Raw genomic sequence first — 26,283 nt, 5'->3', positions numbered from 1 at the left:
AGCATGTTTGCTAAGAAATTTATTGACATCTTTGATATAATAGTTACAACCCATTTTTCATCAGTAATTTATGAACGAAGATTTAGCACAAGTTGAAGCTACAGGATGTGATTTTCCACAAACTAAACGTGGGCATGAACGTCGCTTGGCATTACTGATTAGTGCAAACGATCTTTTTTTAGAGAACGGTTATGATGCAGTATCTTTAGATGACATCGTGAATCATGCAGGCGGATCAAAAGCCTCGATTTACAAATATTTTGGCAGTAAAGAAGGTCTATTTACAGCGATCTGTGACTATCGTCGTGATTTATTTTTTAAGGATATCTGTATTCCATTTAACCCCGCGTTGAATGAGCTCAGAGCATATTTGATCAATACCTTAATTAACTTTTATAAGCATATGATCATTCCTGAAAATATTGCTTTCATACGCTTGGTTTTAGAGCGCTCCCAAAAGGATCCACAATTAGCTGTCTATATTCATGAGAAGGGACCAAAGCAAGTACAACTTTCTATTGCATGCGCCTTAGAGCGTTGTGTAGAAAATCAAATACTCACTTGCCCAAACCCCTTATTTTCAGCACAATTTTATTTTGGAATTCTCAGAAATTTAGAATGGCGGATTTTAATGGGGATTGAAATCAAAGATTCTGATCAAGAAATACTCAACTGCGTAAGTTATTGTGTAGATCGCTTCTTAGAGGGACATCAAAAGGTCTAATTTTTTTGCGTTTTCATATTCATATAGTATATTAGCTGATTCTCCTTTTTATTTTCATCAACCACCAACAATGAATTGTTGGTCAATTTCCCTATTGGTTTTGACTAAACAATTATTGTGGAGTAACCATGGCTCTACGACATTTTCTTACTTTACGTGATTTATCCACTGCTGAACTTAACCGTATCATTGAACGTGCTCAAGAGTTAAAGCGAAAACAACACAACAACGAAGTATTTCAACCCTTTGTTGGAAAAGTCATGGGGATGATTTTTGAAAAGTCGAGTACCCGTACTCGTGTATCTTTCGAAGCTGGTATGAGCCAATTTGGAGGCAGTGCAATTTTCCTTTCATCACGCGACACTCAATTGGGTCGTGGTGAGCCAATTGAAGATTCTGCACGAGTAATATCCAGCATGCTTGATATCGTGATGATTCGTACATTTGGTCATGATATTGTTGAACGTTTTGCTGAATACTCAACAGTCCCTGTTATCAATGCGTTAACTGATGACCACCACCCTTGCCAGCTACTTGCAGATGTACAAACATTTGTTGAACATCGTGGTTCGATCAATGGCAAAACGGTAGCATGGATTGGTGATGGCAATAACATGTGTAATTCATATATTGAAGCTGCGCACATGTGGGGCTTCAAGTTAAAAATTGCTTCACCGAAAGGCTATGAACCAAAACCTGAATTTCTTTCTGAATTTGCACATTGCGTTGAACTTTTTGAATCGGCAGAAGACGCAGCAGTGAATGCAGATTTGATCGTGACTGATGTTTGGGCAAGTATGGGCCAAGAAGAAGAACAAAAAATTCGTGAAAAAGCCTTTTCCGCTTACCAAGTCAATGAAAAACTAATGGATTTAGCACATCCAGATTGTCTATTTATGCATTGTCTACCTGCCCATCGTGGTGAAGAAGTTTCAGAAAATATGCTGGATCACAAAAATGCGGTGGTTTGGGATGAAGCAGAAAACCGCTTACATGCACAAAAAGCCTTGGTTGAATTTTTAATCAATGAAAATTTAAACAAAGACTAAACTATATTCTTTCAATAAAAATAAGCACCGACTATGGTGCTTATTTTTTGTTTCAGTATAATAAAATCCATACTTTTAATATGTGTATAATTCAAATGAAATTTAAAATAATTCCTTTATTCGCAATGTCAGTATACTTACTCATTTCTCAGAATAGTTATGCAACTGAATTAGATGATTATTTGATTCAAAAGAAGTTGATTGGGCAGCATTATAAAATTATAGATCAACAAAATTTAGATGATGTTTTAACTGCGTTAAGTGAAGAAGACTCTCGCGTACTTCCTGTACAAATTGATCAAAACACGGTGATTGAGAAAATTCATATGTATCATGATCATGTTGATTTGCAAGGCTTAATTACATCAGCAGATTTTAACCAATTTTCAAACAGCGTGGGTAAAGAAAAGACCCTGCAACTTTTAATGGAAGGTATGCTTGAAAATTGTCATTTACTTTTTGAAAATGAGTTCCAACGCCAAAATCCCTATTATGTAAAAATAAAACTGATGTCTGAACAGAAAACATATGAGCTCAAACTCAAAAATGAGCAATGCAAATTTTAATTTGTAATAATATTGTCTTGGTACATCGTATCAATTGGCATTTTGTCTAAACAGATTTTATTTTTTTCTACATGATTAAACGATTAAAAAATTAATATTTTTTAATCGTTTAAGTTTAAGACAATTTTCAACATTTTAGCTATCTGTAACAAATTTGTCATGTAGAATACTTACTATGCCCTTCAAGGTCGTTAAGACAGTTTCAAATGACGCAGATCATGCCCGCTTCAAAAAGTTTAACCACGCCTGAATTTCAACATAGCTCAAGCAGCTATATTAATCGTGAAATTTCCTTACTAGAATTTCATAAACGTGTGTTAGCCCAAGCAAAAGATGAAGCTCATCCTTTGCTTGAACGGTTGAATTTTCTCATTATTTTTTCACGTAATTTAGATGAGTTTTTTGAAATTCGTGTCGCTGGATTAATGAAACAACTGGATTTCAAAACCCTTACCACGGCACCGGATGGTATTCCAAACGAAGTGATTCTTGAGCAAATTTCGCATAACGCACATCTTGCGATTCAAGAGCAATACGACACTTTAAATCATGTGTTATTGCCTGCATTAGAAAACTATGGCGTCAAATTCATCCAATATAATGACATTTTAGAAAAACACGCGGAATGGATTAAAAATTACTTTTTTAAGCAAGTACAACCTGTTGTAACACCAATTAGCTTAGATCCTGCTCACCCTTTCCCGCGTTTGGTCAATAAAAGTTTAAACTTTATTGTCACCTTAGAAGGAAAAGATGCTTTTGGTCGTCAAATAGAATTGGCCATTGTACCCGCTCCGCGTTCTTTACCGCGTGTAGTGCGCTTACCGAACGAGCTCACAGACGGTGCAGAACATTACATTTTATTGTCAGCCATTATCCAACAACATATCAGTGATTTATTTCCCGGTATGACAGCAACAGGATGCTACCAATTCCGTGTCACCCGTAATGCTGATTTAACCTTGGCAGAAGATGTCGATGATTTGGCAGTGGCATTGAAAGATGAATTATCTTCACGTCGTTTTGGTCGCGCAGTTCGTTTAGAAATCGCAGATAATTGCCCAAACTCAATTAATGATTATTTATTAGAACAATTTGATTTAGATCCACAACATCTTTATCAAGTAAATGGTCCTGTCAATTTAACGCGACTGATTACCGATTTTGATATTCCAGAATTAAGATTTAAGCCTTATCAAGCTGTTATTCCAAAAGCCCTAAGAAATTCAAATAAAATATTTGAAATATTAAGCAAGCAAGATTTACTCTTACACCATCCATTTGATTCTTTCCAGCCCGTTATCAATCTACTCAAAGAAGCGGCAAAAGACCCCAATGTTTTAGCAATTAAACAAACCTTATATCGTAGTGGCCCAGACTCGGAAATTGTACAAGTGCTGGCAGAAGCTGCTCGCAATGGGAAAGAAGTTACAGCGATTATCGAGTTACGTGCGCGTTTTGATGAAGAATCCAATATTATCGTCGCAAATCTTCTGCAAGAAGCTGGCGCAGTTGTGGTGTATGGTATTGTCGGTTATAAAACCCATGCCAAAATGATTTTAATTGTGCGACGAGAAATCGATAAACTTAAACGTTATGTACATCTTGGTACAGGCAACTATCATGCGGGAAATGCACGAATGTATACCGACTATGGTTTACTCACCACAAATGATGAAATTTGTGAAGATGTACATAAGATCTTCCAAGAGCTGACTGGTATGGGTAAATTGTTAAAGTTAAAAAAACTCTTTCATGCTCCCTTCACCTTACACTCTCAGCTGTTACATTTGATTGAGCAAGAAACGGCACATGCAAAAGCAGGTAAAAAAGCCCGTATCATCATTAAAGTCAATGCATTGACTGAACCTAAACTCATTACAGCTTTGTATAAAGCATCTCAAGCTGGGGTTAAAATAGAGCTGATTATCCGTTCAATCTGTTGTTTAAGACCACAAATTGAAGGGCTTTCTGAAAATATTAAAGTTCGTTCGATTGTTGGGCGCTTCCTAGAACATACTCGTGTTTATTATTTTTATAATGATGCGAATGAGGACTTATACTGCGCAAGTGCTGACTGGATGGGTCGCAACTTATTTTCTCGGGTCGAAACTTGCTTCCCGATTGAAGATAAAAAGCTTAAAAAACAGATTATTGAATATGGGCTACTCAGTTATTTAAAGGACAACATTCGTGCTTGGGAACTCAATGCCAATGATCAATGGCATGCAATTCAACCCAAAGATAACGAAAAACCTTATATTGCACAACAGGTGTTGATGCAACAACGGATTATTCCCACTACAGCGTAATTCTTTCATATTGTTATTTTAAATGATTCAGGATGCCCTCCTTAAAAAAGGAGGGTTTGAATGATTAATGCGGCATTGAAGAACTCCAATTAAGACATAACTTTGATTGATCATATGCTTTGATTTCAATATTTCTTAAAATCAGCCGATTATAAGCCAATACCCTCAATAACCCCTTGTTGCTTTAATTGTAATAATTCATCATCTGAACAAAATTCTTCTAAAATCACTTTGGTATGTTCTCCTAAGCGTGGTGGCGCATTGCGATATTCAACAGGTGTTCCTGTCATTTTAATCGGTGAACCAATCACATTAAAATTAGGATTATCTGAATGTGGAATATTGACCACCATTTTACGATATTGAATTTGAGGTTCATCTAAAGCATCAGCAACTGAATTAATCACGCCAACAGGTACTTTTACCGCATGAATTACATCGACCCAATGCTTTGCGGTATTTGATAAAAAATATTCGGACAACAAACCGACCAATTCTTGACGATACTTCACTCGATCTTGATTACGGAGATAATTGGGTTGATCTAACAATTCAGGTTTTCCAATAGCAATACATAAGTCTTTAAATTGTTTATCATTACCACAAGCTAGAATAAATTCCTTATCTTGCGCTTTAAAAGTCTGATAAGGCACAATATTGGGATGATGATTACCCATTCTTTGGGGAGCGACACCTGAACTTAAATAGTTCATACCTTGGTTGGCGAGTCCAGCAACCTGTACATCCAGCAAAGACATATCAATATATTGCCCCACACCAGTTTGCTGACGAGAAATCAGTGCTGCCTGAATCGCAATTGTTGCATATAGCCCTGTTTGGATATCGACCACTGCTACACCAACTTTTTGTGCGCTTGCCCCAACCTCACCTTCTTTTTCGCCAGTAATACTCATCAAGCCAGACATACCTTGAATGATAAAGTCATAACCCGGTTCTTCTGCACGCGGTCCATCTTGACCAAAACCAGTGATAGAGCAATAGATCAATTTTGGATTAATGTGCTTGAGGGTTTCATAATCCAATCCATATTTTTTCAAGGATCCTGCTTTAAAGTTTTCAATCAAAATATCTGCGGTTTTCACCATTTGTTGTAATAATCGCTGTCCATCTTGCGTTGCCATATCAATTGCCACTGAGGATTTATTGCGATTCGCAGATTGGTAATACCCAGATTCTCGTGTCGCTTTACCCTGTTGATCACGCATCCAAGGCGGACCCCACATACGGGTATCATCACCCACTTTAGGGCGTTCAATCTTAATCACTTCGGCGCCTAGATCTGCAAGAACTTGTCCACACCACGGACCTGCCAGTACTCGACTCAAATCTAAAACTCGAACTCCTTGTAATGCACCCATATGTTCTACCTCTATGTAAGGAGTAAGTGAATACTCCTCAATTTTGCGATTTATTAAATCTGTTTAAACAAGCGTTGACTATTGTTGTTGTGGGTCATATTGACGATCTTTGATAAATAAGCCAGGCAGTACCCCTGCAACAAAGTAAGCTGCGCCCATCACGATAAATGCCGTCATAAATGTTCCGCCCGAAGCAAGGAAACCAATGGTTGCTGGGGCAATAGCTGCACCCACTCGCCCAATGTTATATGCACCACCAATTGCTGTACCTCGCACATCAGTAGAAAATGATTCCGCCATATAGGTCGCATTTACGCCATAAGGAATGCCATATAAGAAACCAAAAGTGATCAATAAGTACAAAATATTGTCTGGTGTATTAAAGATAATAATCACAGGTAAGAAGACAGCGCTGGCTATAGTACCGAACACAAATACTGCACGACGATTAAATTTATCAGCCAGATATCCCGCTAAGATCTTACCTAAAATCATTGCTGTGTATGAACCCACCATATAACTGGTCATATTCTTAAAGTTCATATGCACTTCTGTTTCTAGATAACTTGGCATCCAATTGTTGATTCCGTAGTAACCAAATTGTAAGAAGAATGCCGTAGTCATCCACAATAAAAACATTTTACGATGCTTAAAGTTGGCAAAAATTTGTTTATAAATACTGCCACTTTTCGGTTTCTCTGGTACTGTGGCTTCAACTGGTTTTTTGCCTTGAAGCTGATTGATTTTGTTGAGCTGCCAAGACTTTGGTTCAGGTACAAAGCGTTGCAAGAAAATATTGATAAAAGCTGGAATAACCGTGATAAAAAACAAAACTCGCCAACCATGCTCAGGAATAATTGCACCAGCTAATAATGTGGCAACAATATATCCAACGGTTTGCCCTGTTTGTAATGTACCCAATACCGTAGTTCGATACGTTGTAGGAACGTATTCAGCCATAAGGGTATTGCATGCCATATAAAGGGCCCCAATACCTAATGCGCCAATAAATCGTAATGCCATAAATTGTTCAAAACTTTGGGTAAAGCCTAACAAAAATGTTGCAACTGAAAAAAACGATACAGAATTGGCAATGGTACGTACTCGGCCAAACTTATCACATGCCCATCCACCTAAAATCCCACCAATCCCCATGCCTGCTAGAGATGCACTGCCTAAAGCCCCTGCCTGAAAAGTAGATAATGCAAACTCACCTTTTAAACTGGTTAAGCTATAGGATAACAACATGATATCTACGCCATCGACGACCATAGCGAAATAAGCGAATAAAAGTGCCCATTTCCAAGTATTTGGGCCTATTTTTTCAAAAGTTCCAATATTGGATGGCATGGATAATTTTGTTGAAGTTGTAACTGATCGAACATCATTGTTCATTTTCCTCTACCTCATTTTCCCAAATGAGTCATCGGTCACTTTTTATCTTTCTCTCTACTTATTTCTTTGTTATTTTTATTGCATGAATCTAGAGTTAAGTATGAGAGTTAAAAGAATAATCAGATATTTTTCACGATGAATCCTTTTATCATTGATTTATTTTTACCTTAGTTTTTATAAAATTTAAGGCAAAAAATCCTATAAGGGATGCTAACTTTAAGCATCCCTGTTTTAAAACAGTTGATTTTTAGTTACTAAAGGCAGCAATACCTGTTTGTGCACGCCCGAGAATTAAGGCATGTACATCATGTGTACCTTCATAAGTGTTGACGACTTCAAGATTGACCAGATGGCGAGCAACACCAAATTCATCACTGATGCCATTGCCACCCATCATGTCACGAGCAACACGTGCGATATCTAAGGCTTTACCACAATTGTTTCGCTTAATCAGTGAAGTTCCTTCTACAGAAGCGATGCCTTCATCTTTCATACGTCCAAAGCGTAATGCGATCTGCAGTCCTAAAGCAATTTCAGTTTGCATATCTGCAAGTTTCTTTTGCACCAATTGATTTGCGGCCAGTGGACGTCCAAATTGTTTACGATCCATCGTATATTGATGTGCTGTATGCCAGCAAAACTCTGCCGCCCCCATCGCGCCCCATGCAATACCGTAACGTGCACTATTTAAACAAGTAAATGGTCCACGCAAACCACGAATTTCGGGAAATGCATTTTCTTCAGGAACAAAAACATTGTCCATTACAATTTCACCGGTAATCGATGCACGCAAACCGACCTTGCCGTGAATCGCAGGTGCAGAAAGTCCTTCCCAACCCTTTTCTAGAATAAAACCACGAATCTCACCAACATTGCCTTCAGCAGAAACTTCTTTAGCCCAGACCACAAATACATCAGCGATTGGACTATTGGTGATCCACATTTTTGCACCAGTCAAACGATAACCACCTTCGACCTTTTTGGCACGGGTAATCATACTGCCTGGATCTGAACCATGATCAGGTTCTGTTAAACCGAAACATCCAATAAACTCGCCAGAAGCTAATTTTGGTAAGTACTTTTGTTTTTGCTCTTCATTACCAAATTCATTGATAGGCACCATCACTAATGAGCTTTGTACACTTGCCATTGAACGATAACCCGAATCTACACGTTCAATTTCACGGGCAATGAGACCGTAGCTGACATAGTTTAAACCTGCGCCCCCATATTCTTCAGGGATTGTCGGTCCCAACAAACCCAATTCACCCATTTCACGAAAAATAGAAGCATCTGTTTTTTCATGGCGGAATTGTTCCAAAACTCTTGGCATCAGTTTGTCTTGAGAATAGGCATAAGCAGCATCACGAATCATGCGTTCTTCAGAAGTAAGTTGCTGTTCCAATAAAAATGGATCTTGCCAGTTAAATTGAACTCGTGCCGTTTTTGTAGAATTAACCATTTGATTCATAGCATCCTTTGCTGAACATATCTTGTTGTCTTAGTACTGATGTTAGGTGTGAAAATTCATACTTTCAAACGATTAATACTCACTCAGATATTCCATTTACGCATATCTTGTGTTTTTATAACATGGCTCGCTCAATGACTACTGTTCAATTATGTTGGTATTAAACGAGGCTTTTTAGCGAACTTTTATCACCTTTACGTCCTCTTATAAATTTTTATTTTAGATAAAACCAAGTGGTTTGATGAAAGTTTCATTGCAAACATCTACTTTGGTTTAAGCTCTTTTTGCTAGATATAAATAGATTAAATTTAGCCATTATTTAACTTTGATATTCAAGGAATGAATATGCGTAGAATGATTCCTTCATTACAATCACTGATATGTTTTGAAGCGGCTGCCAAGCACCTAAGTTATACCTTTGCAGCTCAGGAGCTGCATCTTACTCAAAGTGCCATATCTCGCCAAGTACAACAACTCGAAGATTTTTTAGGACTCAATTTATTTAACAGAACACGGCATGGCGTTGAATTAACCCAGGCAGGTGAGCATTATTATAAAAACATCAAAACTCATTTATTGGGTATTGAGCAAAGCACACTCGATTTAATGAGTCATAAGGGTTTAGGTGGTACTCTAAAATTGGGGGTTGTACCGACATTTGCAACACGCTGGCTCTTACCCCGACTGTATAAATTCAATGAAATATACCCTGAAATTACCATTCATTTAGAAACCAGTACCAAACCTTTTTTGTTCAGTGAGCATATTTTTGACGCTGCAATATATACAGGTACGCCTGCACAAATTGAAAATTGGCCAGGTGCAAAAGTCCACTATCTAATGAATGAAGATGTTGTTCCTGTGTGTTCTGCTGAGTTAATTTTTAAGCATTTTCCAGAGCTAAGAGAACCTTCTGGAGATTTACGTCGCAGCTTATCGGCGGAAGAGATTGCCACGCTGCCCTTACTTCAACAAACCACACGCCCCTATATTTGGAAAGAGTGGTTTGAAGTTTCTGGTTATGAGCATCCTTTTACATTAGAAGGACAACGTCATGAATTATTTTCGATGCTTGCGGTGGCAGCAATACATCATATGGGGGTTGCACTTATTCCACAAAAACTCCTGGAAAAAGAACTGCGCTCAGGTGATTTAATTATCGCATCAGAAATAAAACTAAAAGGTTCACGTGCCTATTATTTTGTCTATGCAGAACAACAGCAAACGCCTCTCATTGCTAAATTTGTTGAATGGTTATTGACTGAAGTTGAGCGTTCAAAAAGTGCTTTTTTAAAATAACGCGATTTCGAGTTAAACAATAGCTTATTCAAGATTTATAGAATGTAGCTTAATTTCTATATTGTAATGATAAAACTCAAGTTGTAGGAGGTGAAATCAACAGCGCCTACAACAGAAAATATAAGCCTACTCCGCTATTTTTAATTACTATTTGGAATTTTAATAAGAGTAGGCTAAAAGAAACACGATATTCAATTGCGCAGTATTTAAACCGAATGACTACCGATCTTAAAATTTAAGCGCCAAATCCAATATAACGATAAAAATCTTGATCCCCTACAACACCTAAGCTTATTTTATAAATCAGATAATGAGGATAACTACTCTCAGATAATTCATTGAAAATATTCAATCCCTGATCATCATGAGCATGGATTTCATCGACGCTACGCTGCATGGTCGCTTCAAATGCATCTGAAATATATTCAAAGCCCAAATCCATCGCAATAAACAAGGTATGCATACATGGTTGTAGATATTGTTCTTCATTCCAATCAATGACCGCATGTCGGCAATGTGGGCATGTAACATTTTCTTGAGAATTTTCTAAAGTGATCAGTTGAAATGGCATACGCTTTGGAACAGAATAAAATTGTATTTTAAACGAGTTAGAGAAATTTAACACTCGTTTTAGATAAATCTAAAACTGCTTTTAATATTTAATAAATACACGAAACAAAGCTAAGGATATTATGTCAACGATTGAAAAAGCGATTGCTTTAGCAGCTCGTAAACACGCAGGCCAAAAAGATAAAGCACAACAGCCTTATATTTTTCACCCTCTGAGGTTGATGTTCAAAGTTAAAACACCCAATCAACAGATTGTTGCTGTATTACACGACATCTTGGAAGATACCGATACCACTGTGGTCGATTTAATCTCACTTGGCTTTAGTCAAGAAATTGTCGATGCAGTTGTTGCCTTAACCAAAAAAGAAGGCGAATCTAGAATCGAAGCTGCCTACCGTGCAGTAAAGAATCCAATTGCACGTGTGGTAAAACTGGCAGATGTTGCTGATAACATGGATATCACCCGTATTCCACACCCGACGACTAAAGACCTTTTGAGATTAGAAGAATATAAGCAAGTTCAGAATATTCTCATGACAGGCAATGCCTAATCTTAGAAAATTTTCACAATTAATAAGTTGACTTGATGCAACAGTTAAGTTTAATAGTGCATCATTGTTGCAATTATGGAATGTATTTATGCTCACTGATTTGGATGACTTTTACTGCTTTGGTTTGGTTGTAGAGCATGGGGGATTCAGTGCGGCTGAACGTGCAACGGATATCCCTAAATCCAAGCTCAGTCGCCGTGTATATAATTTAGAAGAAAAATTAGGAGTTCGTTTAATTCAGCGGAGTTCTCGTCATTTTGCTGTTACTGACATTGGTATGAATATTTACCGCCATGCCCAAGTGATGATGAATGCTGCACAATCAGCGCATGATTTGGTCGATCATCTTAGCGAACAACCTCGTGGTGTTATTAAAGTAAGTGTCCCTGTAACTGTTGCACAAAGTGAATTATCCAAAATTCTTCCCGATTTTTTAAAAGCTTACCCTGAAATCAGAGTACAACTTCTAGTGAGTAATCGCCGAGTAGATATTATCAATGAAGGTTTTGATGTTGCCTTGCGTGTTCGCGCAAATCTAGATGATGACCCGAGCTTAGTGCTGAGAAAATTTGGACAAATTGAACAGCATCTCCTTGCAAGTCAAGCATATTTAAATGAATTTGGCATGCTGAAAAAACCTGAAGACTTGTCTGAACACCGTATTTTAAGTATGGTTGATGAACATTTAGACCAACAAATGGTGTTACATGACAGTGAAAACCAGCAGAAAAAAATTAAAGTTAACCCTATACTCATGGGTTCCGATTTAATGATGTTGGCAAAATTAGCCAGTCAAAATTGTGGTATTGCCTTACTTCCAGACACCATTGCCAATGATTTTGTCACAACAGGCGAATTGGTCCGTGTCTTACCTAACTGGAAAGCACCGCATGGGATCTTTCATGCTGTTTATCCTTCGCGCCGTGGCTTACTTCCTGCAGTAAGAGTTTTTATTGATTATTTGGTTAAGCACTTAAGCAAGTGTTAAACGGTTGCTCCACATTATCGTTTTGCTAAAGAAAACTTAGGATTATTAAATACACAAGCCATTCTCAATAAATTGACAAAGATGGACTGCAATATTGTGTCCATCTGTTCCTATTTTTGATACCATCGCTACTGCTTAATTCCAATGTTTTTCTGATTTATATGACTTCATCTTATCAACAACAGCTTGATGCCAAAATTGAACGAATCCAAACTCAATTCGCAGAATTTAATCCACCATCATTAGAAGTATTTGCTTCACCTGAACAAAACTTTCGTATGCGTGCAGAATTCAGAATTTGGCATACCGAAGATGATATGTTCTATGCCATGTTTGAACGAGATGAAAATCAACAAAAAACCGTTGCTCGCATTGATGAATTTCCGATTGCAGATCGAAGTATAAATCAGCTCATGCCAGTTTTATTGGCTGAGCTAAAAGCCGATTTAGTCTTATCAAAACGTCTTTTTGAAGTGCATTTTTTAGCAACGCTCAAGGGCGAAATGCTGGTTTCATTGATTTATCGTGCACCACTCAGTGAAGAATGGGAAGTTTTAGCAAAACAATTGGCTGATAAGTTGAATGTTAAAATCATTGGCCGCAGTCGCGGACAAAAAGTTATCTTAACCGATGAATTTGTTGTTGAAGAATTAAAAGTCTTTGAGCGTAAATTTCAATATAAGCAAATTGAAAGTAGCTTTACTCAACCCAATGCACAAGTTTGCCAAAAAATGTTGCAATGGGCTTGTCAGTCAGTAGAGGGCAAAAATAAAGACTTACTCGAGTTATACTGTGGTAATGGTAACTTTACCCTACCCTTATCCTTGAGCTTTAACCATGTTTTGGCAACTGAATTAGCAAAATCTTCGGTCTACGCGGCACAGTGGAATATTCAACAAAATCAGATCGACAATATTCAAGTTGCACGTCTTTCAGCAGAAGAGTTTACTCAGGCCTATAACGGAGAACGTGAATTCCGTCGTTTACAAGAAGCAGAAATAGACATTCAGGGTTATGAGTTTGATACAGTTTTTGTCGATCCACCGCGTGCAGGGATTGATGACGATACGTTAATGCTTTTGCAAGGTTTTCAACGTATTCTTTATATTTCATGCAATCCAGATACATTACACGACAATTTAAAAACCTTGCTTAAAACCCATAAGATTGTGAAATTTGCGATGTTTGATCAATTCCCTTACACCCATCATGTAGAATCTGGAGTTCTTCTCGAAAAAATTTAAACAATTTATTACAAGATTTGGCTGCCATGTAAATTGACATGGCAGCTATTTGTTTAAATTATTTATTGATATATCATTAAGTTATAATTCATTTAAATCATGGTCTTTTAACAAACCGTTTAAAACATCTCAAATCATCGAAAAAATCAGCCTATAACTCGATCATCTATTTCTCTCAGATCTTGTATTTTATTAAAAAACGGCTATATTTCGAACTATGTTAGGTTGTGTATGAAGGCTCTATGAGTTTTTGGCAAAAGCTGTTTACGGCTGAAGATACATTGCAAAATGAACATAAAAATCAAATTGCATGTGTTGAAAATGATTGCTCTTGTAAATCCAATGATCAACTTTTATCAGCTTTGATGAAAGCGACAGATCAGGATGTGATTACTGGGATTAAGAAGGTACTTGTCTCTAGAGGTTTCAGTAAAAAAGAGTTAAACCAATTACAGCATCCACCTATCCAATAGTCATGGATGACCGCTAAGAAAAAAAGCATTCAGTTTACTGGATGCTTTTTTAATTCCAATAGAACAATTTTTGATGTTTCTTCTTGGCTTGTATACAATTATTTCAAAGAATAGATAAACGCAGAATCAACAATGAAAATTAAAATTCTTATTTTTTTATTATCACTCAACGCTTCAATTAGCTATGCAGATATCAACGATGATGAAATTCAAGCCATAGAAGATTTAAGCGATCAAGTATTAGCAACCAAAAATCTGGCCAAAATTGAACCACAGATTAAGGCTCAAATCCAGAAGGCCCAACCCAATGTGCAAAAACTGTTAAAAGCCAAAGACATTGAATATAACGATTCCATCTATTTACACAACTATGCGATTCTGACTTCTGGATACGCTGAATATTTGCTTGAACAACACTGCACCACGCTCTCTCAGCCTTTTCAAGAACTTACTGAGCAGGCGTATTTTGCGTTAAAAAAACGTGATCCTAAAGATACAATCGCAATCAATAACTTAGGTTTATTCTATGCACAAATGTCGGTGTATTATCGGAAAAACATAGACCCAACGCTACGTCTAAACTATTTGCTAAAGGCTGAACAATTATTTGAGACCTTAATGAAGTTGCAACCAGACAATGAGGAGTATGAGAAAAATTATTATGCTGTACTCAGTGACAAACTGATGCTGTTACAGAAATATCATCTTGAGGAGAATGAGCAAAAACGCCTCATTAATATACTTAAAAAGCCTTTATTTCACTATTTATCTGATCCCAATCAAGCTTTCGATGCAGGAAATTTTATTATTTTAGCGCAACAGTATTTTAAATATCTCAATCATGAAGACCCGAAGCTTGCTGAAAAATGGTTGCGTGATAATCAGGTTAAAATTGAAGCTGTGGTGAATAAGAACCGTAAGCAAACTCAACGAGAAAAGGAATTCCTCGCTGAATTCTATGCGCTGCTTAGTCAAACGGATAGAGCACTCTCCTACTTAAAACAATTGGAATTTTCTGATGAGAACAATACAGAACCATCCTCTTTTGAAAATGAACCGAATCTTGCCAATTTAAGGCTGAATCCTGAATATCAGAAATGGTTTAAACAATATAAACAGGATTATGCTGCATATCGTAAAGCAATTCCCAAAGTATGTAAGATCAATCAACTTGAAGCAACACAAGATACTGTAAAATGATGCTGTTGAAGACTTAACGAATCAAACCTTGCGGTTGCAGAATAATCACCAAAGCCCCAATGATTACAATACACCCACCAAACAAATCCCAGCGAGTTAAACTGACTTGATCGACAAATTTCAGCCACATCAGTGCACTAAAGATATAGATACCGCCATATGCGGCATAAATACGCCCTGAAGCAGCAGGATGCAAGGTCAATAGCCAGACAAATACCGCCAAACTTAAAACGGTAGGTATCCATAACCAATGACTTTTATTTTGATTCAGAATCAAATAAGGAAAATAACAACCTAAAATTTCTGCAACAGCTGTGACAAGAAATAATAAAATCGTAGTTAAAATTTTAGTAAATGCAATGTCCATTGATACTCAAAGAATAATCATGAAGTTAGAGTATATGTGATTTTCACGCGAGCTAAGCAATAAAATTTTGAGCATACTAAAACGGCTAAGCTTTTATCTATAAATTGTACTTATTGTTTGCCTCATCCACAAAAGCATACATTTTTAAAATATATTGATGAGTTTGCCCTGTTTAAAACAGGATAAAATATCAGCATCTACAATTTTTGGCTTTTTATGGATGAAAATAAATCATTTCGTGTTTAATTTCTTCATTTTCCTATGGCTTAGCCAAAATGTAGATGCAGCAACACTGAGTCTTCCACTATGGCCCAATAGCGCGACACTGGCACCATCCAATGAACAATTTACGATAAATAAGCATGGTGCTATTGAGCATATCAACTCTCCTCAACTGTGGGTATATTGCCCCAAACAGAGCAATCACATCGCTATTTTAGTCATTAGTGGTGGGGGTTATGCCAGAGAGGAATTGGCCAAAGAAAGCACGCCAACTGCACAGTTTTTACAAAAACAGGGATTTACCGTATTTGAATTAATTTACCGCTTACCTAATCAGGATGGTAATAATCTGCTTGTGCCCTTTGAAGATGGCCAAAGAGCCCTGCGTATCATTCGTTATCATGCAAATCAATTCAACATTGATCCAGACAAAATTGGTGTACTGGGTTTCTCCGCAGGTGGGCATTTAGCTGGCATCATTGCGACACAATGGCAACAACAATTTTCGAGTTTAAATGATCCGATTGATCAAATTTCCGCTCAGCCTAATTTTGTGGCGCTACTCTATCCAATCATTAGTATGCAAGCGCCGCTAGATCATACCCATGCTTATAAAAGCTTATTTGGATCAAAACATGATTTAGCCAAACAAATCTTGTTTTCAGTAGATTTACAAGTCAAACAGAATACACCTCCAACCTTTTTAGCACACGCCATCGATGATCCGATTTCACCTGTTCAGAATAGCCTCAATATGCAAACCGCTTTGCAGCAACACAAGATCGCTTATGAATTACATCTTTTCAAAAATGGTGGACATGGCTGGGGCTTAGGCAAAGCCAATACTGAAACAACACAATGGCCGACATTATTCTTAACTTGGTTAAAGAAAATTGATATTTTATAAGCGCATAATTCAAAAAATAACCCGCAATCAATGCGGGTTATTTTAAAGCTCATTCACAACTATGCTGGTTCAGCAGTCTGATCTTCAAAGACTTCTAATGTCAGCCCTACAGCCTTACCATTTTCTTTCTTCACAGAGACAGCAACGTTACCACCATGATCTGCAAGCTCACCAAATAGAATCATCTCAGCAAGTGGTTTCTTCAAATGTTCTTGAATCAAACGTTGCATTGGGCGAGCACCCATTAAACGATCATAGCCATTCTCAGCCATCCAATCTCGAGCAGATTGATCGACTTCAAGTACCACTTTTTTATCATCTAACTGCGCTTGAAGTTCAGTTAAGAACTTATCAACAACAGACTCAATCACTGTGGTAGGCAATGCTTTAAACTGAATTACGCCATCTAAACGATTACGGAATTCTGGTGCAAATGCACGTTTCATCGCTTCCTGATTGTCATGACTGTTGTCTTGTTCAGTAAAGCCGATACTGTTACGAGAAATACTTTCAGCACCAATATTCGTAGTCAATACAATAATCACATTACGGAAATCAGACTTACGTCCATTATTGTCAGTTAAAGCTCCATGATCCATGACTTGCAATAGCAAGTTAAAAACATCTGGATGTGCTTTTTCAATTTCATCTAATAACAGGACACAGTGTGGATTCTTATGAATGGCGTCAGTCAGTAAACCACCTTGATCATAACCAACATAACCTGGAGGCGCACCAATCAAACGAGAAACCGCATGACGTTCCATATATTCAGACATATCGAAACGAACAAGCTCTACACCCAACTGTTTTGCCAACTGCTTGGTCACTTCTGTTTTACCAACACCTGTAGGACCAGCAAAAACAAAACTACCTACTGGTTTATCTGGTGCTTTCAAACCTGCACGTGACAGTTTAATCGCAGAAGCCAAAGCTGTAATCGCTTCATCTTGACCAAATACCACACGTTTAAGATCACGCTCTAGATATTCAAGTACCGATTTATCATCTTTAGATACTGTTTTTGGCGGGATACGTGCAATCTTCGAAATAATATCTTCGATATTTTCAACTGTAATCAAGGTATCATCTTGTTCAGCTTTTAAACGACGCTGTGCACCAGCTTCATCAATCACATCAATCGCCTTGTCTGGCAAGAAACGATCATTAATAAATTTAGCAGACAACTCAACCGCTGAAACTAGCGCAGTATCTTCATATTTAACATGATGGAAATCTTCAAACTTGCTTTTCAAACCACGCAAAATATCAATTGTCTCCGAAATAGAAGGCTCATTCACATCGATCTTTTGGAAACGGCGTGATAGTGCATGATCTTTTTCAAATACTTGGCGATATTCTTGGAATGTGGTTGAACCAATACAACGTAAACTACCATTTGCCAACGCAGGTTTGATTAAATTCGATGCGTCCATGGTACTGCCCATACTTGAGCCAGCACCAATGATCATATGAATTTCATCAATAAATAAAATTGCTTCTGGTTTCTTTTTCAAAGCATTGAGAAGCTGTTTCAAGCGTTTTTCAAAGTCACCACGGTATTTTGTACCCGCAACCAATGCACCGATGTCTAAACTAAACACTTCAGCAGTCGCAAGTGGCTTAGGCGCTTTACCATTCACAATCAACCATGCCAGACCTTCAGCAATCGATGTTTTACCCACACCAGGATCACCCACAAGCAATGGGTTGTTTTTACGGCGACGGCAAAGAATTTGAGCAGTTCGTTCAATTTCTTTTTCACGCCCAATTAAAGGATCAGTTTTGCCTTTTTGCGCTTCAATATTTAAATTCAAGGTATAAAGTTCAAGAGGTCCAGCATTTGCTGAAGCACTTGATTCACCTTCTAAATCATCAGATTCTTCTTCAACTTGAATTTCTTCTTTACGCGCACCGTGTGACAAATATTGGGTTAAAGTCAAACGATTGATTTGATGTCGTTTTAGTAAATAAACGGCAAAAGAATCTCGTTCAGAGTACATCGCAACCAGTACATCTGCACCCTCTACTGTGCGGTCACCACCACTTGACTGAACGTGGAAAATTGCACGTTGTAAGATACGGTCAAAACTTTCAGTTGGATGAGGGGCTTGGTCGTTGTTTTCTCCTAGTTTAGGCGTATGTTGTTCTACATACTCCTCTAACTCTTTGCGCAAACTGATAATCTCAGCACCACATGCTTTTAGTGCATTTACCGCTGAATCGTTATCAAGTAAAGCCAATAATAAATGTTCAACCGTAAGAAACTCATGTCTCTTTTGACGAGCCATGCTAACAGCCAAACGGAGTGAAACTTCTAATTGACGACTGAGCATGAAACCCCCTTATTCTTTTGGCTCAATCTGACAAAGCAATGGATGACCTTGAGATCGAGCGTAGTTATTAACTTGGTTGGCTTTAGTCTCCGCAATGTCTCTTGGATAAACACCAGCTTCACCTTTTCCTTCATAATGTACTGTTAACATTACTTGAGTGGCTTGGTCAAGATTCAAAGCAAAGTATTGTTGTAAAATTTCAATAACAAAGTCCATCGGAGTGTAATCATCGTTCAATAAAACGACAGAATACATCGGTGGTCGCTTCACTTCAGGTGGTGCAGTTTGTACTGCAACATCCGCTTGATCATGGTCTGGATGGTTTGGATCTTCTGAATTACTTATACGAATACTCAAGTGCCAATCTATAAATCCTGAATCACGGAATGATGATTTCACTTCATTTAAACTCATTTGACGTTTATTAGTTCGCATATTTTTCAAAATACTTATGATTTATTGAGAATTAGCCGCAGCTTGAGGAACCTCTGCAGCGAACGCTGCTGCACTGTCTACAGCTTGCCCACGTGACCAACTAAAACGTTTAACCACTGGTGTGGCACCATTTAGACGGATTTCGATAAATTGTGGATTAAAACCCTTAGGCATAGTCCAACGTCCCGTTAAACGCTCATAATCAGTAAAGTTATAATTCGCATCTGCCATTGGCACTGTTAACACCTCAGTACCACTAATCAAACGAATTTCAACGGAACCGGTCGCACGTCTTGGACTGACTTGAATAAGATCAAGCTGATATTCATAAGCGTTTTCAGGTAATGGCTTAACGGCCAAATTTTGAATTGTTAAACTCAAACCACCACGTTGTTTTAACACTTCACGATAAATTGCACTCATCACATCTACTTGTGATTTTTCAGCATTGGCTTTGTTCAATGACTCTAACAAATCGTTAGAATTCGAAACAGCCACGTCTCGTTCCTGCACAGCAGCATTTAAGCTTTTGTTTAAATTAGCCAGCGTTGTTTTTTGTTGCTTCACAACTTCTACCAACTGTTCTGCATCTGCATCAAAACCGACTACCGTTAGCCCTTGGCGATGTCCAACTGTATAACCTAAAATCACACTGCCAGCACATAATACAACCCCACCGATCACCAAAGGCATATTCCCTTTTAAAAAAGGCTTTTTCGGTGCTTGAGCTGGTTGTGACGCGGTATTTGTTTCTGTGTTCTGCATCATCATCTCTAAGTATTATTGATAGAATCAAAACACACATTTAACCGCAAAGTTATATGTGTGTGAAGCAATAAAGCGTTTTTTATGGTAATAATCCGATACCTTGTAGACCAGCATCTTCAGTAAAACCAAACATTAAGTTCATATTTTGTACAGCCTGTCCTGCCGCACCTTTGACTAAATTATCTTGAACAGACAAAACAATTAACTTGTTCGGATGCGGTTTATACAGTGCAATTCTGAGTTGGTTTGCACCACGTACAGAACGTGTTTCTGGTGAACTATTTGCAGGCATTACATCTACAAATATTTCATTTGCATAAAATTTTTCATAAAGACTTTGTAAATCTGCTGCTGCGCCTTGCTCTGTCAAATCAACATAGATTGTACTGAACATACCACGAATCATCGGAACCAAATGTGGTACAAAAAGAATCTGATCAAATACATTTTTTTGACCCGAAATATTTTCTAATGCTTCTACAATCTCAGGATGATGACGATGTCCAGCAACGCCATAGGCTTTAAAATTATCTGCATTTTCAGAATAAATCATGCCTAGACTAGCTTTACGCCCTGCACCTGATACACCAGATTTCGCATCAATGATAATACTTTCTGGTTTAACCAATGTTTCAGCTTGCTTAAAAAGTGGCGCTAATCCCAACTGAACAGTGGTTGGGTAACAACCCGGGTTACCGACAACATTGGCATTTTTAATTTGTTCACGATTAAGTTCCGATAAACCATAAACAGAGTCTTTCAGTATCTCTGGGCAGGCATGCTGCATCCCATACCATTTTTCAAACTGTGCTAAATTCTGCAAGCGAAAATCAGCGGCTAAATCGATAACTTTGGTATTTGCTGCCAAAAGTTGTTGTGCATGCTGCATTGCCACACCATGCGGGGTCGCAAAAAACACAACATCACATTTTTTTAATTCATCAATGTTTAAATCTGAATACTTAAGCTCTGTGTGCCCACGTAAGCTTGGAAATATATCATCCACACGGCGACCATCTTCGGTACGTGATGTCAGTACATTCACTTGAACATTTGGATGTCGTAGTAAAAGACGCAACAATTCAACGCCTGTATAACCTGTTCCACCGACAATACCCACTGAAATCACGTTTTTTACCTCGATTTAAAAGTATCCATTTTGTAGTGCTGTAGTATGACAGGAAGTTGATGCTTTCTAAACTATTTTACTGGGTTTTTATAATGTTTTAGCATTATGACAAAGTTAAATTCCCATAAATTTAATTCATGCATCTTGGGCAATACAGTTTCGTCCTCTACGTTTGGCCACATACAAAAGTTTGTCAGCAGCTTCTATACCACTCGCTAAATTACGATGTCTCACTTGTGTTAAGCCAAAGCTGGCTGTCAATAAGATGGATTGAGTTAAAAATTGCTCAGTTTCAATAGCAATCCGCATACGCTCAGCAATTTTATAAGCCTCACTGAGATCTTCAACTTGTAATAAAACAATAAACTCTTCACCACCAAAACGTCCAACTAAGCCCTTTTCACCGACATGCTGACTGACAAGACGACCTACACTTTGCAAAATCTGATCACCGACCAGATGTCCATAGGTATCATTAATTTTTTTAAAATGATCAACATCACACATTAACAAAAAATATTGTCTATCTGATAAATCAATTAAATTTATTTTAGCTGCATCATAAAATCCACGGCGATTGAGTAGATGCGTTAATGGATCTCTACAACGTTCATCATTTAATTTCAAAATAATGTCTCGAACTAATGTTCCTATAAGTACGATCGCAAACCACATGCTCAGGATAATACTGGCAGCAAGCATCATTAACCACCATACTGAATTTACAAGCATATTGGCTTGAATATTTTTCAAAAAAAAGAAAATAATAATGACGCGAAAAAAAGTATATAAAACAATAAAAAGGTAAGAATAATCGACCAGCTTATTTAACCAATCACTTTGCTTATCATTTTTAAAAATTGAAGCCAAAACCAATGATTCAACTACGGCAATGCTAAGGTTTAAAATCAGCATCCGCATCCATAGCTGTTCATCAACAAAAGAATAATAGACCAACAAGCATATTGTGATGAAGATCAAGATAAAAGCGGCTAAAGTATGTGAACTGGCGTTCTTTCTTAATGCCATAGTATATGCACTGGCCCACGCGCCAAATAGGTATAAACCACCTAAAAGTGGAGCAGAAAATGTTAATTGTTGGTTAGACATAAAGCTTTGTGCAGCTAAAGAAAATGATGGCACGATATATCCGAGACCCAACCAAAATAAATATGTAGGTGCCTTAAAAAAATAATGGCAGATCAAAAGTAAACTGCCCATTAATATCAGGCAGAACGGTACAATCAAAATAAAGTAATGAGTATCTGCAAAATTCACGTCTGATATCTTTATGATAAGAAATAGGAAATATTGGCAATTCGCCAAGTTTAGAGTATTTTTTTATTCACTCCCAACTTATGCTTAAAATAATCAGACTATTTTGTAATTTAACAGTTTTTATTAAGAAATACTTTTAAGGCATTATACTCTTACTTAAAATTTATGATGATCAATATACACACGCAGACTATTCAATGACATTGTCTATAAATCTATCAATCCAAAAATAGTCAACCTACCTAATTATTAATTCGTTTTTGTGTTTTTAAATCATGGATGGTTATTCTACCACGGGGCGACATGGATGTCGCCGTTGGACGGGGGTACAGGACGTACCCTTCGCCCATGAGCAAAAACAAAGCACTGCTTTGTTTGCAGCGCAAGGTTTGGCATCCCCTACGCAAAGGTAATTAAACCTTAAATGTAAGATGTGGCATTGCAAGTATTTTTATAACCATCTCGTTTATTTTTCTATATAATTGATTTAAATAAAAATATTAATTGAGAAAATTATATTCTTATGTCTGAGTTTTTTGACAGATTGGCTATTTCAAAAAAAATAGTAAAAGGACAAACAATTTTAATTCTCATTTTTGGCATAAAAGACTATTCAAAAAAATTCAAAGAAAACGGTCTTGTCTTGCTAAATGATTTATGCATAATAATTTAGAGTAATTACTCTAAATTCAACAAAAGGACCCATTGATCATGATTGGATCACGAGCGTGGATGAATACAAGCAATGGAAAACTTAGCTTTAAAGAAAAAACTCAGTTAATAAAACAAGTTCTAATCCCTGTCACATTGAGCTATGGCAAGACATTTCTCAAAGCACCTCATGATTCAACTTTATTTACACTGGATAATTTTCATATTCCTGACACAGCAATTGCCAAAGAAGCGATGAACGAATTAGAACAAACGGCTTCACAAGCGATCATCAATCATTCTTGGCGGAGCTATTTTTGGGCTGTTGCTATTGCCCACACCAAACAATGGCAATTTGATCAAGAGAGCCTTTTTGTCTCATGTTTGATGCATGATTTAGGTCTAGTTGATCATTTGGATCAATATGCATGTCAATGTTTTAGCTTTGAAAGCGCCTTAAGAGCTGAAGCACTCTGTACCAAACACCATTATCCCAAAGTCAAAATAGATAATATTTCAGATGCGATTTGTTTACATATGAATGGGAATTTAGATGAGAATGATCCAAGCCTTACTAAAGAAGTTCTATTATTACAAAAAGCCACTTCATGTGATGTGATTGGAACTGATCTCAGCTTATTTTCAAACAGTTTTAAAAACAAAATTTTAACCCAATATCCGCGGGTACATTTTAATTCAGAAATGCGTAAACTTATCTCAATTGAAGCAAAAAGAAACCCTCAATCACGGACTGCTTTAATGCACAAACTCGGACTTTCAAGCATGATTCAAATGAATATTTTTAAGGACTAAATCATGAAAAACACCTCTTTTACCCAAAAGAAGATTGATTTTGGGCCATATCCAATTCTAGTCGATATTTATTCAAACACTGAAAATAGCCAGAGTGTTATTTTGCTGGCTGCGCTAGGTATAGCAATCAGTAAATACGAGGTACTCATTACAGCTTTAAGCCAAAGTGGCTTGAATGTTATTGTGGCTGATTATCCTCATTGCGGACGCAATACTCCACCTGTTTCAGCAAAGGTTGATTATGGTTATGCTGATTTACTCAATGAATTTATTCCTCAACTGGAAAAGCTGGCCTTAGAATTGAACCAGCAAGCCCCAATCTTATTTGGACATAGCTTAGGCGGACATTTAGCAACACTTTATGCACAAAATCATGCAAATAAAGTCATTGGTGTTGCCACTGGCAATATCGGTTTAAAAAATTGGGACTTAAAAGGTAAAATAAATATTTTAAAAGCAGTCACAGCGATCAACGCCATGATTTTAAAAGATGGTTATTTTGCAGGCTATAAAATTGCTTTTGGGAATAAAGAGACAAAATCCTTAATGCGTGATTGGTCTAAAGTTATCTTTACAGGAAATTATGCACATATTATTGGGCAAGAAAACGTGGTGAATAACGCTGCCTTATTTGTCTATTTAAATGGCGATGATTTTGCACCAATGTCTTCAATGCTTGGCCTAAGTGGTTATTTTAAAAACCCACAAATAAACACGCTGGATTTAACCCATAAAACCAAAGGCAATCAACATAGTGCATGGATTAAACAGCCTGATGAAGTCGTCGAAATAATTATAGAATGGGTCAATAGTTTTACTGAATAAGTTTTGCTTTTGACATCAATATATATCCACCTTCTTCACTTTCTCCAGTGCTGATTGCTTCCCAGCCATGACCTAAATAAAAAGACAAAGCTTTTTTATTTTCAGATAAACATTTGAGATAGCCTGTACCCGTAAACAGTTGTTCTGCTGCGTGTAGCAATGCTGTCCCTACACCCTGATTTTGAGCATTTGGGGCAATAAATAGATGATGTAAAAAGTTCTCTTGCAGAAAAATAGATGCAAATCCCAAATATTCTTGGTCTTTTTCAGCTACTAAAATCATTTCATTTTGGGTGTATTTTTCAAAATCACTCAGCTCCCATTTTGAAGAATTCAACCACGGCCAACTTAATTTTCTGGTATTTAAAAAAAGTTCACTCAATGGTGCTCGGTCATAATACTGAAAAGATCTGATGTGCATCGCTGTACCTCAATTAAAGTCCCTATAACCTGACCTTATTTAAGCCAGCCTTGATTTAATCTAACGTTATCGCCCTTTCTCCAATCACCTCAACAATTCGTAATAAATAACCATCTGGATCTTGAACTAAAAATTGCTTTTGTCCATGCTCTATAGTTTCTGCACGGTACCAACGTTCTTCTAATGCTTCAAACAGCGGCCATTGTGCGACATCCAAACGATTTAAAATACTGTCGAGTTGGTCTACTTCGAACTGAAAGTTAATCCCTCTTCCCAATGGGTAGGCCAATACTCCTGTTAACCATTGCCCTTGTTGTTGTTGCTCCAACATAAACTGAACACCATCAAGTTCCACATAGATAAATTTTTCTTCAGTCCGTTGATACATTACAGAAAAACCCAATATTTCCACCCAAAAATGATAACTTTTATCCAAATCGGTGACGATCAGTTCTGGAACCAATTTATTCCACTGCATTTAAAAATCCTACTTAATTCATTAATTTTTTAATATTCAATATGTTGTAAAATATTTACAACCTTTCCAAATGGATCTTTGACATAGAATCGCCTAACGACCCAATCCTCGTTAGTTAAGGGATAGAGGATGTCTAAATCTAATTTTTTGGCTTTTTCATAAAGTTCATCCACATTGTCGACCTCGATTGAAAAATCGGGTACATCTGTATTATTTCCCCCTTCGGAAGCAATACTGATTTGTGGATGCATCATTTCCTGACTGGCAAATGTTTTGATCCAGCCATGATCCATCACCAAGTCCATCGCTAAAAAATCACCATAAAAAGCTTGCGCACTGGCTAAATCTAAAGCTTTAATATTACCTATGATTCTTTTTACACTCATACGCTTTTCCTTATTTTTTGTTTTAATTCAATCTAGAAATTTACTT

Annotated in this window: 27 protein-coding genes; 14 read left to right on the top strand and 13 right to left on the bottom strand. The window is 37.2% G+C overall.

The genetic code is table 11. The features are described from left to right. Positions 1-70: 70 nt before the first annotated feature. From AC4CUY_RS09165 to ppk1, 4 genes are all read left to right on the top strand, one after another. Entirely contained in the window at positions 71-724 is a 654-nt protein-coding gene (locus AC4CUY_RS09165; protein WP_336951375.1) for a TetR/AcrR family transcriptional regulator, read from the top strand. 128 nt (positions 725-852) lie between these two features. Further along, complete coding sequence (gene argF / locus AC4CUY_RS09160; RefSeq protein WP_336951376.1) at positions 853-1,773, top strand: ornithine carbamoyltransferase; 921 nt, start codon at positions 853-855, stop codon at positions 1,771-1,773. A 95-nt stretch (positions 1,774-1,868) separates the two neighbouring features. Then, positions 1,869-2,339, top strand: a complete 471-nt coding sequence (locus tag AC4CUY_RS09155; RefSeq protein ID WP_336951377.1) for a hypothetical protein — start codon at positions 1,869-1,871, stop codon at positions 2,337-2,339. 206 nt (positions 2,340-2,545) lie between these two features. Further along, positions 2,546-4,651: a polyphosphate kinase 1 gene (gene ppk1 / locus AC4CUY_RS09150; RefSeq protein ID WP_336951378.1), complete on the top strand. Its 2,106-nt coding sequence runs from the start codon at positions 2,546-2,548 to the stop codon at positions 4,649-4,651. Positions 4,652-4,800: 149 nt separating this feature from the next. Here ppk1 and AC4CUY_RS09145 read toward each other — a convergent pair whose 3' ends face one another. The 3 genes from AC4CUY_RS09145 to AC4CUY_RS09135 all read right to left on the bottom strand — a co-directional run bounded on the left by AC4CUY_RS09145 (position 4,801) and on the right by AC4CUY_RS09135 (position 8,896). After that, positions 4,801-6,030 (bottom strand): CaiB/BaiF CoA transferase family protein, encoded by a 1,230-nt coding sequence (locus AC4CUY_RS09145; protein ID WP_336951379.1) that lies wholly within the window; start codon positions 6,028-6,030, stop codon positions 4,801-4,803. A gap of 78 nt (positions 6,031-6,108) precedes the next feature. Further along, on the bottom strand, positions 6,109-7,425 hold the full coding sequence (locus tag AC4CUY_RS09140) for an MFS transporter (protein WP_490774005.1): 1,317 nt from the start codon (positions 7,423-7,425) through the stop codon (positions 6,109-6,111). Between the two features lie 247 nt (positions 7,426-7,672). Then, positions 7,673-8,896, bottom strand: a complete 1,224-nt coding sequence (locus tag AC4CUY_RS09135) for an acyl-CoA dehydrogenase (protein WP_336951382.1) — start codon at positions 8,894-8,896, stop codon at positions 7,673-7,675. Between the two features lie 345 nt (positions 8,897-9,241). Here AC4CUY_RS09135 and AC4CUY_RS09130 point away from each other — a divergent pair, with 345 nt between their 5' ends. Continuing rightward, the gene (locus tag AC4CUY_RS09130; RefSeq protein ID WP_336951383.1) at positions 9,242-10,195 is read left to right on the top strand and encodes a LysR substrate-binding domain-containing protein; all 954 of its coding nucleotides are present in this window, start codon (positions 9,242-9,244) and stop codon (positions 10,193-10,195) included. Between the two features lie 235 nt (positions 10,196-10,430). On the opposite strand, the gene AC4CUY_RS09125 is transcribed toward AC4CUY_RS09130, so the two are convergent. Beyond that, positions 10,431-10,766, bottom strand: coding sequence for a hypothetical protein (locus AC4CUY_RS09125; protein WP_336951385.1), 336 nt, complete (start codon positions 10,764-10,766; stop codon positions 10,431-10,433). A gap of 121 nt (positions 10,767-10,887) precedes the next feature. On the opposite strand from AC4CUY_RS09125, the gene AC4CUY_RS09120 reads away from it, so the two are divergent. The 5 genes from AC4CUY_RS09120 to AC4CUY_RS09100 all read left to right on the top strand — a co-directional run bounded on the left by AC4CUY_RS09120 (position 10,888) and on the right by AC4CUY_RS09100 (position 15,221). Then, on the top strand, positions 10,888-11,316 hold the full coding sequence (locus AC4CUY_RS09120) for an HD domain-containing protein (protein ID WP_004720720.1): 429 nt from the start codon (positions 10,888-10,890) through the stop codon (positions 11,314-11,316). A gap of 88 nt (positions 11,317-11,404) precedes the next feature. After that, the gene (locus AC4CUY_RS09115; protein WP_490774004.1) at positions 11,405-12,304 is read left to right on the top strand and encodes a LysR family transcriptional regulator; all 900 of its coding nucleotides are present in this window, start codon (positions 11,405-11,407) and stop codon (positions 12,302-12,304) included. A gap of 161 nt (positions 12,305-12,465) precedes the next feature. Beyond that, a complete protein-coding gene (gene trmA, locus AC4CUY_RS09110) occupies positions 12,466-13,548 on the top strand; it encodes a tRNA (uridine(54)-C5)-methyltransferase TrmA (protein ID WP_419360390.1) in 1,083 nt (360 codons plus the stop codon). A 242-nt stretch (positions 13,549-13,790) separates the two neighbouring features. Beyond that, a complete protein-coding gene (locus AC4CUY_RS09105) occupies positions 13,791-14,021 on the top strand; it encodes a hypothetical protein (protein ID WP_336951389.1) in 231 nt (76 codons plus the stop codon). A 132-nt stretch (positions 14,022-14,153) separates the two neighbouring features. Beyond that, entirely contained in the window at positions 14,154-15,221 is a 1,068-nt protein-coding gene (locus AC4CUY_RS09100; RefSeq protein ID WP_490774003.1) for a hypothetical protein, read from the top strand. A gap of 13 nt (positions 15,222-15,234) precedes the next feature. On the opposite strand, the gene AC4CUY_RS09095 is transcribed toward AC4CUY_RS09100, so the two are convergent. Then, a complete protein-coding gene (locus AC4CUY_RS09095) occupies positions 15,235-15,588 on the bottom strand; it encodes a YnfA family protein (protein WP_004720731.1) in 354 nt (117 codons plus the stop codon). Between the two features lie 220 nt (positions 15,589-15,808). On the opposite strand from AC4CUY_RS09095, the gene AC4CUY_RS09090 reads away from it, so the two are divergent. Then, positions 15,809-16,717: an alpha/beta hydrolase gene (locus AC4CUY_RS09090; RefSeq protein ID WP_419327478.1), complete on the top strand. Its 909-nt coding sequence runs from the start codon at positions 15,809-15,811 to the stop codon at positions 16,715-16,717. Between the two features lie 59 nt (positions 16,718-16,776). Here AC4CUY_RS09090 and clpA read toward each other — a convergent pair whose 3' ends face one another. From clpA to AC4CUY_RS09065, 5 genes are all read right to left on the bottom strand, one after another. Then, on the bottom strand, positions 16,777-19,053 hold the full coding sequence (gene clpA / locus AC4CUY_RS09085; protein WP_336951392.1) for an ATP-dependent Clp protease ATP-binding subunit ClpA: 2,277 nt from the start codon (positions 19,051-19,053) through the stop codon (positions 16,777-16,779). Positions 19,054-19,062: 9 nt separating this feature from the next. After that, complete coding sequence (gene clpS / locus AC4CUY_RS09080; RefSeq protein ID WP_004720737.1) at positions 19,063-19,488, bottom strand: ATP-dependent Clp protease adapter ClpS; 426 nt, start codon at positions 19,486-19,488, stop codon at positions 19,063-19,065. Between the two features lie 21 nt (positions 19,489-19,509). Then, positions 19,510-20,253, bottom strand: coding sequence for a DUF6776 family protein (locus AC4CUY_RS09075; protein ID WP_336951393.1), 744 nt, complete (start codon positions 20,251-20,253; stop codon positions 19,510-19,512). Positions 20,254-20,335: 82 nt separating this feature from the next. Further along, positions 20,336-21,385, bottom strand: coding sequence for an N-acetyl-gamma-glutamyl-phosphate reductase (gene argC / locus AC4CUY_RS09070; RefSeq protein WP_483769953.1), 1,050 nt, complete (start codon positions 21,383-21,385; stop codon positions 20,336-20,338). A gap of 135 nt (positions 21,386-21,520) precedes the next feature. Then, entirely contained in the window at positions 21,521-22,606 is a 1,086-nt protein-coding gene (locus tag AC4CUY_RS09065) for a GGDEF domain-containing protein (RefSeq protein ID WP_336951478.1), read from the bottom strand. A 332-nt stretch (positions 22,607-22,938) separates the two neighbouring features. Here AC4CUY_RS09065 and AC4CUY_RS09060 point away from each other — a divergent pair, with 332 nt between their 5' ends. From AC4CUY_RS09060 to AC4CUY_RS09050, 3 genes are all read left to right on the top strand, one after another. Beyond that, on the top strand, positions 22,939-23,076 hold the full coding sequence (locus tag AC4CUY_RS09060; protein ID WP_336951395.1) for a hypothetical protein: 138 nt from the start codon (positions 22,939-22,941) through the stop codon (positions 23,074-23,076). Positions 23,077-23,374: 298 nt separating this feature from the next. After that, entirely contained in the window at positions 23,375-24,127 is a 753-nt protein-coding gene (locus AC4CUY_RS09055; protein WP_336951396.1) for an HD domain-containing protein, read from the top strand. Between the two features lie 3 nt (positions 24,128-24,130). Further along, a complete protein-coding gene (locus AC4CUY_RS09050; RefSeq protein WP_336951398.1) occupies positions 24,131-24,952 on the top strand; it encodes an alpha/beta fold hydrolase in 822 nt (273 codons plus the stop codon). Here AC4CUY_RS09050 and AC4CUY_RS09045 read toward each other — a convergent pair. Genes AC4CUY_RS09045 through AC4CUY_RS09035 form a run of 3 tightly spaced genes read right to left on the bottom strand, consistent with a single transcriptional unit; the run spans position 24,942 to position 26,237 of the window. Then, positions 24,942-25,373 carry a GNAT family N-acetyltransferase gene (locus AC4CUY_RS09045; RefSeq protein ID WP_336951399.1) on the bottom strand — a complete coding sequence of 144 codons (432 nt, stop codon included), beginning with the start codon at positions 25,371-25,373 and terminating at the stop codon, positions 24,942-24,944. The genes AC4CUY_RS09050 and AC4CUY_RS09045 overlap by 11 nt on opposite strands. A 55-nt stretch (positions 25,374-25,428) precedes the next feature. After that, the gene (locus tag AC4CUY_RS09040) at positions 25,429-25,851 is read right to left on the bottom strand and encodes a bleomycin resistance protein (protein ID WP_336951401.1); all 423 of its coding nucleotides are present in this window, start codon (positions 25,849-25,851) and stop codon (positions 25,429-25,431) included. 29 nt (positions 25,852-25,880) lie between these two features. Beyond that, a complete protein-coding gene (locus AC4CUY_RS09035; protein ID WP_490774002.1) occupies positions 25,881-26,237 on the bottom strand; it encodes a VOC family protein in 357 nt (118 codons plus the stop codon). Positions 26,238-26,283 lie beyond the last annotated feature (46 nt).

The sequence above is a fragment of the Acinetobacter sp. 778_lipA genome, from assembly GCF_058242985.1.
The sequence above is the reverse complement of the archived record's forward strand: the minus strand, read 5'-3'. Positions and strand labels throughout refer to the sequence as shown.